19 protein-coding genes, 1 tRNA gene and 2 pseudogenes are annotated in these 13174 nt (G+C 60.5%); 10 read left to right on the top strand and 12 right to left on the bottom strand.

What is annotated here, in order from left to right:
* Window positions 1-9 precede the first annotated feature (9 nt).
* The 3 genes from M8523_RS26650 to M8523_RS26640 are packed head-to-tail and all read right to left on the bottom strand — an operon-like array spanning window position 10 to window position 2336.
* Window positions 10-768, bottom strand: coding sequence for a TIGR04282 family arsenosugar biosynthesis glycosyltransferase (locus tag M8523_RS26650; RefSeq protein WP_282587921.1), 759 nt, complete (start codon window positions 766-768; stop codon window positions 10-12).
* Between the two features lie 59 nt (window positions 769-827).
* On the bottom strand, window positions 828-1592 hold the full coding sequence (locus M8523_RS26645) for a molybdopterin-dependent oxidoreductase (protein WP_282587968.1): 765 nt from the start codon (window positions 1590-1592) through the stop codon (window positions 828-830).
* Between the two features lie 30 nt (window positions 1593-1622).
* On the bottom strand, window positions 1623-2336 hold the full coding sequence (locus M8523_RS26640) for a cytochrome b/b6 domain-containing protein (RefSeq protein WP_282587920.1): 714 nt from the start codon (window positions 2334-2336) through the stop codon (window positions 1623-1625).
* Between the two features lie 326 nt (window positions 2337-2662).
* Here M8523_RS26640 and M8523_RS26635 point away from each other — a divergent pair, with 326 nt between their 5' ends.
* Window positions 2663-3310: a peroxiredoxin-like family protein gene (locus M8523_RS26635; protein ID WP_282587919.1), complete on the top strand. Its 648-nt coding sequence runs from the start codon at window positions 2663-2665 to the stop codon at window positions 3308-3310.
* On the opposite strand, the gene M8523_RS26630 is transcribed toward M8523_RS26635, so the two are convergent.
* The 3 genes and pseudogenes from M8523_RS26630 to M8523_RS36875 form a co-directional block, all read right to left on the bottom strand.
* Window positions 3311-4180, bottom strand: a complete 870-nt coding sequence (locus M8523_RS26630; protein WP_282587967.1) for a LysR family transcriptional regulator — start codon at window positions 4178-4180, stop codon at window positions 3311-3313. It lies immediately after the preceding gene.
* Between the two features lie 169 nt (window positions 4181-4349).
* Window positions 4350-4595 (bottom strand): hypothetical protein, encoded by a 246-nt coding sequence (locus M8523_RS26625; RefSeq protein WP_282587918.1) that lies wholly within the window; start codon window positions 4593-4595, stop codon window positions 4350-4352.
* Between the two features lie 113 nt (window positions 4596-4708).
* Window positions 4709-5044 (bottom strand): annotated as a pseudogene (locus tag M8523_RS36875) (IS3 family transposase); the annotation flags it as partial.
* Window positions 5045-5190: 146 nt separating this feature from the next.
* Here M8523_RS36875 and M8523_RS36870 point away from each other — a divergent pair.
* The 4 genes from M8523_RS36870 (at window position 5191) to M8523_RS26600 (ending at window position 6954) form a co-directional block, all read left to right on the top strand.
* Window positions 5191-5436, top strand: a complete 246-nt coding sequence (locus M8523_RS36870) for a PsiF family protein (protein WP_282587916.1) — start codon at window positions 5191-5193, stop codon at window positions 5434-5436.
* Window positions 5437-5481: 45 nt separating this feature from the next.
* On the top strand, window positions 5482-6456 hold the full coding sequence (locus M8523_RS26610; RefSeq protein WP_345894307.1) for a glucosamine kinase nucleotide-binding domain-containing protein: 975 nt from the start codon (window positions 5482-5484) through the stop codon (window positions 6454-6456).
* A 212-nt stretch (window positions 6457-6668) separates the two neighbouring features.
* Window positions 6669-6744, top strand: a tRNA-Ala gene (locus M8523_RS26605).
* Window positions 6745-6825: 81 nt separating this feature from the next.
* Window positions 6826-6954, top strand: coding sequence for a hypothetical protein (locus M8523_RS26600; protein ID WP_282587914.1), 129 nt, complete (start codon window positions 6826-6828; stop codon window positions 6952-6954).
* A 49-nt stretch (window positions 6955-7003) separates the two neighbouring features.
* Here M8523_RS26600 and M8523_RS26595 read toward each other — a convergent pair whose 3' ends face one another.
* Genes M8523_RS26595 through M8523_RS26585 form a run of 3 tightly spaced genes read right to left on the bottom strand, consistent with a single transcriptional unit; the run spans window position 7004 to window position 7843 of the window.
* The gene (locus M8523_RS26595; protein WP_282587913.1) at window positions 7004-7240 is read right to left on the bottom strand and encodes a hypothetical protein; all 237 of its coding nucleotides are present in this window, start codon (window positions 7238-7240) and stop codon (window positions 7004-7006) included.
* The gene (locus M8523_RS26590; protein WP_282587912.1) at window positions 7237-7587 is read right to left on the bottom strand and encodes a hypothetical protein; all 351 of its coding nucleotides are present in this window, start codon (window positions 7585-7587) and stop codon (window positions 7237-7239) included. The genes M8523_RS26595 and M8523_RS26590 overlap by 4 nt, the downstream gene beginning before the upstream one ends.
* Window positions 7580-7843 (bottom strand): hypothetical protein, encoded by a 264-nt coding sequence (locus tag M8523_RS26585; RefSeq protein WP_282587911.1) that lies wholly within the window; start codon window positions 7841-7843, stop codon window positions 7580-7582. The genes M8523_RS26590 and M8523_RS26585 overlap by 8 nt, the downstream gene beginning before the upstream one ends.
* 90 nt (window positions 7844-7933) lie before the next feature.
* On the opposite strand from M8523_RS26585, the gene M8523_RS26580 reads away from it, so the two are divergent.
* From M8523_RS26580 to M8523_RS26570, 3 genes are all read left to right on the top strand, one after another.
* Entirely contained in the window at window positions 7934-8320 is a 387-nt protein-coding gene (locus M8523_RS26580; protein ID WP_282587910.1) for a hypothetical protein, read from the top strand.
* 598 nt (window positions 8321-8918) lie between these two features.
* Entirely contained in the window at window positions 8919-9134 is a 216-nt protein-coding gene (locus tag M8523_RS26575; protein WP_282587909.1) for a hypothetical protein, read from the top strand.
* A 105-nt stretch (window positions 9135-9239) separates the two neighbouring features.
* A complete protein-coding gene (locus tag M8523_RS26570; protein WP_282587908.1) occupies window positions 9240-9548 on the top strand; it encodes a hypothetical protein in 309 nt (102 codons plus the stop codon).
* Between the two features lie 159 nt (window positions 9549-9707).
* On the opposite strand, the gene M8523_RS26565 is transcribed toward M8523_RS26570, so the two are convergent.
* Both M8523_RS26565 and tnpA read right to left on the bottom strand, forming a co-directional pair.
* Window positions 9708-10826 (bottom strand): RNA-guided endonuclease InsQ/TnpB family protein, encoded by a 1119-nt coding sequence (locus tag M8523_RS26565; RefSeq protein ID WP_282587907.1) that lies wholly within the window; start codon window positions 10824-10826, stop codon window positions 9708-9710.
* Between the two features lie 3 nt (window positions 10827-10829).
* Entirely contained in the window at window positions 10830-11225 is a 396-nt protein-coding gene (tnpA, locus tag M8523_RS26560; RefSeq protein WP_282587906.1) for an IS200/IS605 family transposase, read from the bottom strand.
* Window positions 11226-11323: 98 nt separating this feature from the next.
* Here tnpA and M8523_RS26555 point away from each other — a divergent pair, with 98 nt between their 5' ends.
* Complete coding sequence (locus M8523_RS26555) at window positions 11324-11512, top strand: hypothetical protein (RefSeq protein ID WP_282587970.1); 189 nt, start codon at window positions 11324-11326, stop codon at window positions 11510-11512.
* A 31-nt stretch (window positions 11513-11543) separates the two neighbouring features.
* Window positions 11544-11714, top strand: a pseudogene (locus M8523_RS26550) (IS1595 family transposase); the annotation flags it as partial.
* On the opposite strand, the gene M8523_RS26545 reads toward M8523_RS26550, so the two are convergent.
* The gene (locus M8523_RS26545) at window positions 11638-12735 is read right to left on the bottom strand and encodes a hypothetical protein (RefSeq protein WP_282587905.1); all 1098 of its coding nucleotides are present in this window, start codon (window positions 12733-12735) and stop codon (window positions 11638-11640) included. The pseudogene M8523_RS26550 and the gene M8523_RS26545 sit on opposite strands and share 77 nt — an antisense overlap.
* Window positions 12736-13174 lie beyond the last annotated feature (439 nt).

Raw genomic sequence — 13174 nt, 5'->3', positions numbered from 1 at the left:
CTTCCGAACTCAAACCCGCGCCCCGCTCAACGCAGGGGCCGAAGGCGAGAAGGTAGGTTCCGACTGAACCAGGCCAAGGCGATCCGCCAAGTGTTGCCCACCGAGCCGTCGCATCAAGGCGAGCGTCGCGCTCGGTCGCCCCGCCGGCATGTTTGCAGCGTCCCCTCCAGCCGTCAGGTCCCTCAAAGCCAAATCAAGGCTGGCCGCATCATCGACGTCGTACCAGGTCGGCAACAAGTGTACGGGAAGACCGATCTCGGAGGCTCGATCGAGCGTCTGCGCGGCGACGTACTCCGTGCTCCAGTCCACGTCCTCGAACAAACGCCGATGCGCTTGCTTGACCCCCAGCAGGTAGTAGCCTCCATCGGTCGAAGGGCCGAGGACCATTCGGTCTGCTGGCTCATCCAGGACGCGCGCCGCCTCGACGAGGTAGCCGACCGGCAAGGTCGGACTGTCGGCATTGAGCACGCAAGCCGAACCATGCCCCAAGTCCAGCAGGGCGGAAATCGCCCGAAACAGGCATTGGCCGAAGTTTGGCAGCCAGGACTCGATGAGACCCACGCCAGTCGGGAGAATGTCGCGGAAGAACGGTTCGGACCCTGGCGGTCCGAAAGCCATGAAGGGGGCGATTGGACACTGCCGGGCGGCAAGAAGCATCTTCGCGGCCATGTCGCGCAGGAAGGCGGTGTTGAAGTCCGCGGCTTCCTCGAACGTCAGCGGCGGCACCAAGCGCGTTTTTGTGCGGCCAGGGGCGGATGCCTTGGCCATCACGGCGATGCCGCATGACCTGCCTCGGGGGCTCGTCTCGGAGAACGACGATGCGAGCATCAGAGCCCCGAGAACCAATTGTAGCCCCGGTCCTCCCAATAGCCGCCGCCACGGGTGTTGCTGACCTCCAGCCCGGTGATCCATTTCGGATTTTTGAATCCGAGCTTGGTCGCCGTCCGCAGCCGCAGCGGCGCGCCGAATGGATCGGCCAGGGTCTCGCGGGCATATTTGGTCGCCAGGATGGTCTGCGGATGCAGCGCCGTCGGCATGTCGATGGACGAGGTGTAGCCATCGGCGCAGCGGAAGTTCACATAGGCGGCGGTCGTATCGGCGCCGATCTTTTCGAGGAACACCCGAAGATTCACGCCCGACCATTGACCGACGTAGTCCCACCCCTCCACGCAAACGTGCCGGATGATCCATTCTTCCTGCGGCATGGCCGCGAACTGAGAGACGTTCCACGGGCGCTTGTCCGACACGAGCCCCGTCAGTTCCAACCGCCATACGGTCCGGTCGACCGGCTTGACCTTGTCGATAGGATAGTAGGCGTTATAGCGCGGCGGCTTGAGGACCTCGGCCTCCGAATAGGTTGGCGCGAGCTTGTTGGGGTCGAACAGGGTGGTCTGGACGCGGTCGTTCCAGGCGGAGACGCGCTTCAGCACTCCGCGGACCTGCTCGTCGTTGGACACATCGCAGCCGGTCAGCATGGTCAGCGCCCCCAGGCTGACGGCGCCGCGCAAGAGGCCGCGCCGATTGATGGAAGCGACAAGATGGGCCTGCTCGGAAAGGATCGTCTGATCGACACCCCCGGCTGGCTTGAACATCGATGCGAAGCGGGGAGCGTCACTCACCGGTCATTCTCCCGGAACGGTGTGCAGGGAGGCCGGCAAGCGCCTCGCCGGGACACTGGGTCCGCCGGTCACCATTGCCAACAGCGTGCGAGGCACGAGCAGCGCCAGCGCGACATGGACGACGAGAAATGCCACGATTGCGCTCATGGCCAGGAAATGCACGAGGCGTGCGCCCTGGAAGCCGCCGAAGAGCGCGGTGAGCCAATGCAGTTGCACGGGCTTCCAGATCGCGAGTCCCGCCGCGACGATCACCACGAGCGCGGCCATCACCCCGACGTACAGAACCTTCTGAACGGCGTTGTACATGGTGACGTCGTCATGCCCGAGCTTGAACCGCAATGCGTCCTTGATAGTCGCAACCAAGTCCGCTGGCCGGATCGGCCAAAGCATGCGGCGGAAGCGACCCGTCACAACCCCATAGGCCAGGTAAGCGAGGCCGTTGAGGACAAGGAGCCACATGAAGGCGAAGTGCCAGAGCAAGGCATTGCCGAACCCGGCATCGCCATGCAGCCGATAGGTGAGGGCCGGTTCGCCGCCGAGCGTCCAGGTGACGGGAAACTCGATCGCGGGGAAGATCGGATCGTTGTTCCAGATCCGCCAACCGCTGGCGATCATCATCAGCACCGCGACGGCATTGGTCCAATGCATGATCCGCAAAGGCCAGGGATGAAGTCGCTGGGATCGTGGGTGAAGAAGGGCGCGCTGAGTGGACGACATTTAACCTCGGAGGATGCAGGACCGGAGACCGGCGCGAACAGCAGCCTGCGGAACCCAACCTCACGGCATCCCACCAAGGATTGGAAATGCCTAAAAGCTATGGTTTTCATGTCTTGACGTAGCTACGCGCGCACTGCATCGAACGTGCTTCGCGTGATCCGTGATTGCCGGATCAGATTTGTACGGTCGAGGACCGGATTCGGTTTGCCCTGAGAGGCGCTCACGCCGTCCGTCTTCCTCCATCGGCCTTCGTTGGGTACACCCGGCTTTGCCACTGGGGGCGGGCGTCGTTGATCACAGCGGTTCGAGACCCAGAGGGCGCGGTTATGTCTTTGCAAGCTGAACTCTGTGCAAGGCGTGCATCGGCCGAGCCTGCCTATCTCGACCAGATCGCCGACGCCGCCAGGCAACTTGAGCTCTGGGGTGTGCCGGCGAGAGCGAAGCGGGTTGGCGATCGGGCGCCCGACTTCGCCCTGTCGACCGCCGATGGCCGTGTCGTCGTACTCTCGGAGCTTTTGCGAGACGGCCCCATCGTCATGAGCTTCTTCCGTGGCGAGTGGTGCTCGTTCTGCCGTGCCGAACTCGATGCTCTGCTGGCTAGCCAGCCCGACATGGCCCGGCTTGGCGCCAGCCTGGTGTTGGTTTCTCCCGAGCCTGCGAGCGCAAAGCTGATCGGCGAAGTCGCCACACTAGGACCGTCGGCCTACCTGCTACGGGATCCGATGCTTGGAGTCGCTCTACAATACGGCCTCGTCTATCTGGTGCCAGAAAGCCTCCGAATGTTTTACTTGGCCAGGCAGTTCGATCTCTCGCGGGAATTGAGCACGGGGTCGTGGCTCCTGCCGATCCCCGCCGATTTCATCGTTGGCGCCAATGGTGTCATCTCGCTCTCATATCTCGAGTCGGATTTCACGCGCAGGCTCGACCCGAAAATCCTGGTCGAGGAACTGCAACGAGGGCGATTGTCGTGTTGATCAGGATCGCGACCTCTGCCGGATCGACTGCATCAGGGCCGCCAAAGCGGTGGAATATCGCCGTCCCCGCACAGTCGCGAGCATCGTGGCGTGCCGCAAGGTCAATCCGTCGAGAACCCGAAATTGGAGCGAATGGCTCGCGGCCATGGCCGCCGGCATGATTGCGCAGCCCAGGCCACTGCGTACGAATTCAGCAGTCCAGCAGGGATCGTTGCTGTTATGTCGGACGATCCGCGTGACGCCGCGCTGGTGCATGATCGCCGCAAGAGCCTTTTCAAAGTGGCAGTCCGTGCGTTCGATGAGCGGCTCGCCGTCGAGCGCCTCGAGTTCGACACGGTCGTGTCTCGCGAAGTCGTGGCCGTTCGCGAAGGCGACCACCATTGCGTCATCGTGAATGACATGCAGATCGAAGCGTTCGCGCAAGTCTGAGACGGGCGCCATGAGCGCCGCGTCGAAGTCACCGCCTATTAGACGCCGCTCGATGGCCTCCGGTTCTGCGATCTCAACGGAGACTTCGACATTTTCCATATTGCGGATGATGTCGAAAACGAGCTCGGCCGGCCCTCTCGCATCGATCCCGGCGCAGACACCCAAGCTCAACGATCCCGCCTCCCGCTTCTGCACGATGCGCGCCTGGCGTTTGGCTGCCTCGGCGGCATCGAACGCGGCCTGAAGATACGGCAGCATCACCTGCCCGAGTTCTGTGAGGTGGGTGTTGGCTCGCTCTCGCCGGAACAGAGGGCCCTGAAGCTCAGCCTCCAGCTTCTGAATGGCCCGCGTGAGCGAGGGCTGCGCAACGCACAGAGCATCCGCGGCTCGTGTGAAATTAAGGTGGTTCGCAACCGCTAGAAAATAGCGGACCTGATGCATCTCCACAGTGAACCTCCGGGTGCACGCACAAGTTCGCTGCTGAGGGACTTTGGTTACGCTCTCGCGGCTGAGCAGTCGAGAAAGAGCCGTGCTTCTCCACTGGAACGAGGCGGGCGTGAGTGTCGTCCAATGATCCCAACCCCTCGACCGCTTTGCCGCCCTGATAGCTTTACACGGTTCGGCCGGGCGCATCGAACGCGCGCGATTCCTTTTTTGCATCTCGGAGAACCACGTGTCCGACGCGCTTCAGCTGAATTGCCTCCGCCCGACTGACAGCGACCCAGCACCAAACGAGGACCACGGATTCCGAGACGAAGTTGCCCAAGAGGGAGAAGACTGCCGCGACCGTCAGCAGCAGAACAGTGACGATCCAGATCCCGGCGACCGCGCTGGACGCTGTCAAGATCGTGATCATACGAAAATCCCGCAGCACCTCGAGGTAGACCCGAGGCACCAGGTAGAACAGTTGAGCAACTGAAACGGCCCACCCGAGGCCAAAGATTAGTACTTTTGGCTGTCCAACGAAGACAATGCCAAGCCATGACGGCGGTCGATCATCGCTGGGCGCTCAGAAGGTCGGCCTTGCCGAGCGCACCAGACAAAAAATCGTTCTCCAGCGTCATCTCGCCGATCCTGGCGTGCAGAACCTTCAGGTCCACCGCCGGTGCCGCAGGCGTCCCGGCCGGACCAGATCCAAAGATCTCGGCTGCCCCTTCGGCCAACTGAGCCTTCCACGCCGCGATCTGGTTCGCGTGGATCTCATAAGCTGCGCCGATTCGGCCAACGTCGTCTCGTCCTGATCGCCGCCAACACCACCTTCGCCTTGAAGGCCGGGCTATCCGTCCGTCGTGCTCGCTTCGTCACTCGGTCTCCTGATCCTCGGCATCATTGCCGGTCCCAGGCGGTTTTCCACTGAGCCCACTGTCCGAATTGCCAGGCTGCCTCTGACCGCGTTGCGGGTCCTGTGCCTCTGCGCTACACTTAACCTACTAGGCTAACTGGGGAATGAGATGCTCCGCTTCATCGTAATTGCAGGCGCCTTCGCGGCTAGTGTGACTTGCGCTCAGGCGGACGACACTTGCACCTCCCGCGCGAGCGCCAAGAAATTGGCCGGGGCAGCGCTGACCAGCTTCATGACCAAGTGCCAGAAGGATGCAGGTGCAACCTGCGACACGACAGCAACCGGTAAAAAGCTCGCGGGCGCCGCTCGGACCAGCTTCACAAAAAAATGCGTGTCTGACGCGGTCGGAACCTGAGAAGGTTCCAACGACGACAGTCAGTTCGATGACGCATGGCAGCGGATGATCGACTCGGCTGTGCTGGCCCAGGCAACACCTTTCAAACTAGGTGAGGCGGGCATGCCCGGATCTTGTGCCAGTGGCTCGCTGTATGTCGGTATCGACGGGGGTGGATCTCGGTGCCGGGTGAGGGTCGTCGATGGGGCCGGCCATCTGGTTTCCAGCGCTGAAGGCGGATCTGCCAACGTCTATCTCGATTTTGAAAACGCCCTCGCGGTCATCGAGCGGACAGTTGAGGTTGCGTGCAGCTCCCTCGGCCCCTCGGCGCAGTGCCATGCCGGCATCGGACTTGCGGGCGTGTCTTCGCCGGCGGTTGCGACACGCGTAGCGACACGTCTGCAACATGCCTTTGGTCGCCTTGCGGTCACCAATGATGCCGTCATCGCGTGTTTGGGGGCGCACGCGGGAGCCGACGGAGGGATCGTGATCGCCGGCACTGGCAGCGGGGCCGTTTTGCGCTTGAATGGAAGCGACACGAATTTCGGTGGCCGTGGGTTTCTGCTGGGCGATGACGGATCAGGCGCCGTAGTGGGCCGGCAAGCATGGCGACGGGCACTCCGGGCCTTGGACGGGATGGAACCAAGGACAGCCTTGCTCAGCGATCTCTTGTCGAGGTTTGCAGACGACCCGGTCGCAGTGATCGCTTGGGGACGTCAAGCCACATCGGCGGAATTCGCAGCCTTTGCGCCACAGATTCTCGCTGCGGCCGCGATCGGCGACGCCGCCGCACTCGCAATTGCCGTCGAAGCGGGTCGTGCGATTGCGGAGCTCGCTACGGCCCTGGTGCAGCGCGGGGCGCCAAGGGTGTCGCTCGTCGGCGGCCTCGCGTCGGCTCTTGGTCCGCACTTGCCGGAGGACACACGTATGCGGCTCAGCCCGCCTCTTCTCGATGCGCTGGATGGCGCCCTGCTCCTCGCGGGAGCACCAGTCGCGACATCTGACAGGACCGGTGGGGACAACATGCAAAGAATGGGGTGATCAAGCGAGGCGATCGAGAAGCCTTGCGACCTCAAGGGCGAGAGGGGTGGACGCCGCGACACATCTTCGATGCAATCGGCGGCATGGTGATCGTGGGGCCTTGCCGGACGGGATGAAGTTGTTGAAGCTACGGGGCAGGCTGGACCGTCGAGTTGTCCGGTCTCGGGGGCCACGTTGACAGCCGAACACCGCCGCCCTAAACAGCGACGCATGGGGCTGTAGCTCAGATGGGAGAGCGCTGCAATCGCACTGCAGAGGCCAGCGGTTCGATTCCGCTCAGCTCCACCAATATATTCAAAGACTTAGGGTTAGGTTGTCTTTTCCGTAGCTTGTGCGTGTCAGCACAATGTCAGCGAGAGGGGAACGTAAATGCCGACCGGTAAGAAGGCTGCGTCTGACGCCAGCAAGATCTTGCGCGATCCGAAATCGAGCAAGAAAGAGAAGGAAGTGGCGGCTTCCGATCTGGCTCAGCGGAAGGGTGCGAAGAAGGGCAAGTAGCCCACCCAAGAAGAACCCGGCGCTGCGCGTGCAGGCCGGGCCAGGGATGTCAGCGGATGTCGCGCAATGCTTCGAACGCGCAGTCGAAGGCCTTCTCGGCGTTGCGCGCTTGACAAGCCACCAAGCTGAGGAGTTCGTCCACCCCTCTTAGCTCGACCGCATCCAGTGGGTCACCGGACAGCGCCGCAAGCCGCATCAGCGCGCTGAGGGCCGCAAGTTCCGACGGAACACTCCGCACGTCGTCTTCATATTCGATGAGCGCGGCCACGGCGGCTTTCGCGTTCATGCCGCGGCACTCCGAAAAGGAACTCCCGCAGCGCTGAGGATGATCGCAGCTCGCTTGGCGGGCTCCACAGTCTGCAGGAGGCCATGGATCTGGTCGTCCTCTGGATACCACTCCATCGGCACGAGGCGCCGCGTGGTCCTATCTCGATCCCGATCGCTCGCCGCTGTCATCCGCATGTATTGGAACATCGCTTCCCTATGCTCGTGAGCGAGGAACGTCGCGTATTTCAGCATCAACCCTTCGGTGACGGGCACCGCGGCGGCTGTCGGCTCGCCGATCAGCTTTACGCCGCCGCCGACGAGCGGAAGCGCGGCCAGCGCGCGCAGGAATCCGCGTCGCTCAAGCATCGCGCCCTCCCTTGAACAGGAGCACGCGGGGCGCAGCCTGGACAAGGCCGGATCGCGGCGGATGGGCGACCGTCGGCCGGACCGGGCATGGCGGCTTCAGGATGTCGAGCAGCTCATAGAGCCGGGCCGTGGTGCGGTCCCGGAGAGCGCTGAGGGCCAGGAACTCGCTTTCGAGATCCACTCGGCAAGGGATGCGGCCGACGGCGCCAAGTGGCGGACCGTCAGGCATAGGTGTGCTATTGGCGGGAGCAGCCATGGCGAGACTCCAAGAAGTTTCGGTGTGGTCAGGGCTGGATCGGAAGGTTGCACCCTTTCGCCCGGCCCGCCTTTCTGGTACACCTTTATCATGGACACGTCAATAAAGGTACACCAGAAAAAAGGACGCGGTCGTCCTGCGACAGGGCGAGGCCCCGCAGTCACATCCAGACTTACTGATGAGATTGTTGCCGGACTCGATGCCTACTCCGACCGTCAGCCAGATCCCAAACCCTCGCGCTCTGAGATGATTCGGAAGATTTTGGAAGACCGGCTTGTCCATGAAGGCCTGATTCCGCCGGCGAACGTGGCGCCCGCCATCTCCACTCAGATCGAGGCGCTCGAAGACAAGATCGCCACCATTCCCGATGCTGATGAACCAAGCCCGGAGGCCGCCATGAACGTGATGCGGAAAGCCCTGGCGGAGAACGACCTCGCCAACCTCAAAGGCCGCCAACCGAGGCCGAAGCGGAAGTGATCATCGGCCGCATCGTACAGCCTATCCTAAGAGCGCTCGACGCGTGGATCGCCCGTCAGCCTGACCCGCGACCTTCAGGGCAGAGGCGGTTAGACAGTTGTTGCACAAAGGATTAGAGGCCGATGACCGCCATTGAGGAAGACTCGGGCATCCCCGTACCGGATGACGGGGAGAAGCTTCCGCCGTACCTCCTTACCAGGGTAGATCTCGAGGGTCGGTGGGTGTCGGATGTTGGCAGATATCTGACCGAAGAGGACGCACTGAAAACCCGCCGGGCAGACTGGCATTATCGGCTGAGCCGCGGAAACAAGGTGGTTTGGCCGAGAAATCCGCGCCAGCCATGACCGCCTGACCCATCCAGCACACGGCCGAGCCAGACTGAGCACTCCAGGGTGTTGCGGCGATGAAAAGTGCTCGTAACGACCGCACGAGTTTGGCGGAGCGGCGCACGGGCGCGGGCAGGATGTTTCATCGTCGAGGCTTGACCGCTGCGCCGACGATCGCATGATCTCCGACCGGTTGCTCTGTAACGATCGAGTGCTCTCGCAGTTGCCTGGGTGTAGCTTAGAAAAGTGGGCGGAAATGAGCGAACACGAGAATGACGGCAGCACCTGACAAGACTGCGGCGAAAGCCAGAGCCGAAGCGCTGTTCAAGCGAGAAGTGCCCAATGTGAGCCAGCAGCTCCAAGAAGCCTCCAGGGATGCCGAGGCCGAGAAGATGGCCAAGCTGCGCGCCTTGCGCTTAGCCAAGGAGGAGTCCGACCGGATCGCGACCGAGGTCAGACGTGCGCGGCGGGAACAGCGGAGGTCGTGATGCTGATCAAACGCAGACGTCTATCGGCGGACCTGGTGGGAACAGCCGGTCATGCACGATGTTGACGGCGGGAGCCCGCCTCTTACGGGCACCAGGGAGCCTCACATGCCGAAGACACTGGCCGCCGAATTTGAAACACGCCGAGAGTCCGAAATGACGGTCGAGCATCTCGCTCAAGAACACGGGATCGATCCGAGCGCGATTTCAATCGTGCCTGTCACAGCCGAGAACAGCGCCGGCACGGCGGTCGCCGGAAGCGACAATGAGAATGCCGGGGACAAGGCCGGCACCGAGCCGCACCCCGCACTCGCCGGCAAACTCCGGGTTTCGGTCGAGGCCAAAGATGGCATGATCGAAAAGGTGCTGAGCTCGTTCACGGCCTACGGTGGCCAGCAGGTTTTCACGGCGCCATGAACGTGATGCGCCAGCCGTCCCGAAGAACGACCCCGCCAACCTCAAAAGTCGTCGGCTGAGTTCGAAGTTGAAATGATCACCGGCCGGCAGATCCGTGAAGCTCGGAAGCTCTTGGGAGTGACAACTCCGCCCGCTGAAGCAGGCGGCTTCTCGGACAAGCTATGCGGCAACCCGCTGGCTTGGCGTCCGAAGGCCGTGTCCCGGCCCAAAAGCCCTTTGCTTGACGATCATGCCAGCCGCGACATCACGATCAAGAACAGCGCCGCATTCGCAGCGGTGGACCCGGATCTTGAGCGTCTTGGCCTGGATGATTCCGCACATCGGGCAGGTTTGCGATGTGCCGCGCGGATCGACCATCTTCACCTCGGTATCGGCACTTTCAGCCTTATACTGGGTGAACTGGACAATTTGGCTCCATGCGGCGTCGTGGATCGACCGGGCGAGCATGCCTCGCTTGAGCCCGGTCAGATTGAGATCTTCGAAGGCTATCCGTTTGTAGCGATTGACGAGGGATCGCGAGAGCTTATGGGCGAAGTCGCGGCGTTGGTTCGCAATCTTAGCGGAACCGACAGCCAAGCGATGTTTGGCCTTCAGCCTTCTTTTCGATCCGCGCTTGCATCGCGCGAGCGCCCGTTGCCTGCGACGTTGTGCTGCCTGCGCCTTACGGGCGAAGCGTGGCGCCTCGACGGTCTCGCCGTCGCTCGTTGCGATCAGGCTGTTGAGGCCGAAGTCAATGCCGATATCCCCGGTGCCGCAAGCTTCGGCAAATCCGGCTTCGACGGAGAAGACGACGAACCACTTGCCGTTCTGACGGGTCAAAATGCCGGTTCCAAGCTTGGCGCCCTTTAGCATATCGCGGTGCCAGCGCACCTTAATCGCACCCGGAATTCCGACGATGCCGATGCGGCGATCCTTCTTAATCGTCATTCCGTCGCCGACGCGGAACGTTGCGGCGTGATAGCGGGCCGAGGCGCGAAACCTCGGGAAGCCGCGCTTGCGCTTGAAGAACGCTGCATAGGTCTGGTCAACCCGCCGCAAGACCTGCTGAAGGGCGGAGAAGGACCAGCGCCCGAGCCCATCCGGGTCATCGGTACGGCAAGCCTTGAGTTCGGAGGCTTGGTTGCTATAGCGCAAGCTGACGCGACGCCTTTCGTAGGCTTCGATACGCTGTTGCAAGCAGGCGTTGTACAGGCCGCAGAAGTCTCGAAGCATCGCGTCGAGTGCGAGGGATTGCGCCCGGTTCGGTCTGATGCGGAACTTGTAGGAGCGCAGCGGCATGCCTCAGGCGCCCTTCTGGGCGGCTATATACGCCTTGACTGCCTCGGCGCTGACATTGCCGACACTACCCGCATAATAACTTCGGCTCCAAAGCGTCGGCAGTTTGGATTTGAGAGCAGGGAACTCGGCCCGCATCAGGCGGGAGGACCTGCCCTTGAAGCGGTTGACAATCTCGGCCACGGCAAGCGTCGCGTCGGCCTCGACGAACAGGTGCACGTGATCGGGCATAACTTCGAGCGCGTGGATGATCATGTCTGCTTCGGCCGCAACCTCGGCGATGATCTCCTTCAGCCTCGCATCAAACGGCGGCACGAGCACTGGCCTGCGGTACTTCGGGCACCACACAATGTGGAACTTGAGGCTGAATGTTGCGCCCGCATTGCGCCGGTATCGCGTCATGCGAGTAAATATACGGTAGCCATCCTTATAACGTCAACCCGGTCGCGAGGCCGCATTCCCCCGTCGTCTAAAGGCGACGGTCCCCTGCGGAGGTAATTATGGATGCCAGCAAGCTGTGTGTGCGCGCAAAGCTGCAGCTCTCCACCCTACAGCGCGCCGAGAACACCGACAGCACGCCGCCCATCACTATCGCTCAAGCTGCCAACATCCAGGCAGTTTGCGAGGCGGCTGGTGTTGTCTTTGATCCAGGTGGGATTGGCGTGCGGCTGCAGAGGGACCCGGAGTGAACGGCTGCGGTCGGGTTGCAGGTCCAAGACCGGCATCCACATCGCCGGCCCCTACCTCCAAGCTTGCAGCAGTGAGATGGCGTGGCGGGAAGACAACCGTCGCGTGTCCAATGGGCAGCAGTATCTCATGGCGACGGAGGCGGTCTTGCAGCATCCGGTGTCGCGGACGTGGAAGGCGTACTGGCAGCGAGTGGCGAATTGACTGATAACCTACCCTCTCTCTGGAAATCATTTAGATCTCTTAGACGCCTGTAATAAGACATAATGATCTTCGTAAAAATTAGTACATTGCTTTGGCAGGCATCTAACACTCTGCCCGCATCAGAGATTTTCATTTCACATGCGAATTCCATACTATTTTTCGAAACCCATTTTTTCAATTCGGAATCTGAGAAGTCTGCATCTTTCGATGCAGTCTTCAACCCTTCTCTCTCAAGAGTGCGGTTGAGCGCCGAATAGAGCTTCCTGAGTTTCCCATCGCTGTTTTTAAAAGCATCGATACCGTTTTCAATTTCACGAAATACTGATGCTCTACCCTCAACCTCTATATGCCCAAGGGACGCATACTGAATTGCGGAAACACGCAAGGGCCTCACGTCCTGACTATGGCTCGCAAGGTCATTGTAAAATCCCACGTAACTTCCCCCACCACGCCATGATGGGTCGTTAACGGCACCAATGATTTTCTTTTTCTCGTCTGGACCTATATTATCGTTTTCTAAGTCCTCTACGATTGCCAGGAAAGAATAAACATCACCAATTTTCGTATAAAAGCGAGAAAAATCAGATGCTTCCCATCTCCCATCTATCACGTAACGTTCTTTCGAAGACAGGATTTTTCCTGAAATCCACTCTTCTGTATGATCTTCCTCAAAAAACCCGCGGTCCGGGTAAAGTTCTTTGTTGTTAATCTCTGCTTGTGAAGCACGATTGAGATTTACCTCAAGATTATCAGAGATATCCGACCAGTCAAATGTGTAGTTTCGCCGCCCTGTTGAAAACCTAAAGATAAAATTTAAGTCTACGCGCCCGTTCTTGTATGCCCTAAATGCCTTATCTAACACTTCACTACAAAAGAATTTGCTCTCTGACATAGCGTCGTCTATCGCGACGGCGAGCATCTTTCTGCCCTGATCTGTTTCGAATAACGCAAGTTGCGGCTCATCGTGAAATACGAGAGTTTGTATCAACTTGGCAGATTTTGAATCTTGTCGCGCTGCCATCAGGACGGCCTCTCAACTACATCGATGATGGCCGCCATTGGATCGAACGACGAAAACATCCACAGATCTATGTGGCCTTTTTTGCCGGGCAAAACCTTTCCGGTTTGATCATCGACGGCGAGGTAAGCCCAATAGACATATTTTCTTATTTTTGGCAGCTTACTCAGCCTTGAAGGCGGGACGAAGACAGAGCAAGAAGCCCATCTGCACGGCGAACAATCCGAGTGATTCTGCTTCCCCAGAGCCGCGTGTGACTTGAAATCGTCTGGGGTTGGCGTTCCTGCCTGAAGAGCGCGAATCACTGTCATTTTGTTGGGCACGATCGCTTCCGACGGTGGGCATTCCTTCGGCAAGATCTCCTTAGAGTCTGTCCGAAGTCATATCTTTTTCTGGCAGAGCTTTCGCAGCATGAGTCGAATAGACGCCAGTTGTAAGAAGG

The organism is Lichenifustis flavocetrariae, from assembly GCF_026130545.1.
GTDB lineage: Bacteria > Pseudomonadota > Alphaproteobacteria > Rhizobiales > Beijerinckiaceae > Lichenihabitans > Lichenihabitans flavocetrariae.
The sequence above is the reverse complement of the archived record's forward strand: the minus strand, read 5'-3'. Positions and strand labels throughout refer to the sequence as shown.

Coding starts and splice junctions, on each gene's coding strand:
- M8523_RS26650 (WP_282587921.1), bottom strand. CDS start 768: ATGGCCAAGGCATCCGCCCCTGGCCGCACAAAAACGCGCTTGGTGCCG.
- M8523_RS26645 (WP_282587968.1), bottom strand. CDS start 1,592: ATGTTCAAGCCAGCCGGGGGTGTCGATCAGACGATCCTTTCCGAGCAG.
- M8523_RS26640 (WP_282587920.1), bottom strand. CDS start 2,336: ATGTCGTCCACTCAGCGCGCCCTTCTTCACCCACGATCCCAGCGACTT.
- M8523_RS26635 (WP_282587919.1), top strand. CDS start 2,663: ATGTCTTTGCAAGCTGAACTCTGTGCAAGGCGTGCATCGGCCGAGCCT.
- M8523_RS26630 (WP_282587967.1), bottom strand. CDS start 4,180: ATGCATCAGGTCCGCTATTTTCTAGCGGTTGCGAACCACCTTAATTTC.
- M8523_RS26625 (WP_282587918.1), bottom strand. CDS start 4,595: ATGATCACGATCTTGACAGCGTCCAGCGCGGTCGCCGGGATCTGGATC.
- M8523_RS36870 (WP_282587916.1), top strand. CDS start 5,191: ATGCTCCGCTTCATCGTAATTGCAGGCGCCTTCGCGGCTAGTGTGACT.
- M8523_RS26610 (WP_345894307.1), top strand. CDS start 5,482: ATGATCGACTCGGCTGTGCTGGCCCAGGCAACACCTTTCAAACTAGGT.
- M8523_RS26600 (WP_282587914.1), top strand. CDS start 6,826: ATGCCGACCGGTAAGAAGGCTGCGTCTGACGCCAGCAAGATCTTGCGC.
- M8523_RS26595 (WP_282587913.1), bottom strand. CDS start 7,240: ATGAACGCGAAAGCCGCCGTGGCCGCGCTCATCGAATATGAAGACGAC.
- M8523_RS26590 (WP_282587912.1), bottom strand. CDS start 7,587: ATGCTTGAGCGACGCGGATTCCTGCGCGCGCTGGCCGCGCTTCCGCTC.
- M8523_RS26585 (WP_282587911.1), bottom strand. CDS start 7,843: ATGGCTGCTCCCGCCAATAGCACACCTATGCCTGACGGTCCGCCACTT.
- M8523_RS26580 (WP_282587910.1), top strand. CDS start 7,934: ATGGACACGTCAATAAAGGTACACCAGAAAAAAGGACGCGGTCGTCCT.
- M8523_RS26575 (WP_282587909.1), top strand. CDS start 8,919: ATGACGGCAGCACCTGACAAGACTGCGGCGAAAGCCAGAGCCGAAGCG.
- M8523_RS26570 (WP_282587908.1), top strand. CDS start 9,240: ATGCCGAAGACACTGGCCGCCGAATTTGAAACACGCCGAGAGTCCGAA.
- M8523_RS26565 (WP_282587907.1), bottom strand. CDS start 10,826: ATGCCGCTGCGCTCCTACAAGTTCCGCATCAGACCGAACCGGGCGCAA.
- tnpA (WP_282587906.1), bottom strand. CDS start 11,225: ATGACGCGATACCGGCGCAATGCGGGCGCAACATTCAGCCTCAAGTTC.
- M8523_RS26555 (WP_282587970.1), top strand. CDS start 11,324: ATGGATGCCAGCAAGCTGTGTGTGCGCGCAAAGCTGCAGCTCTCCACC.
- M8523_RS26545 (WP_282587905.1), bottom strand. CDS start 12,735: ATGGCAGCGCGACAAGATTCAAAATCTGCCAAGTTGATACAAACTCTC.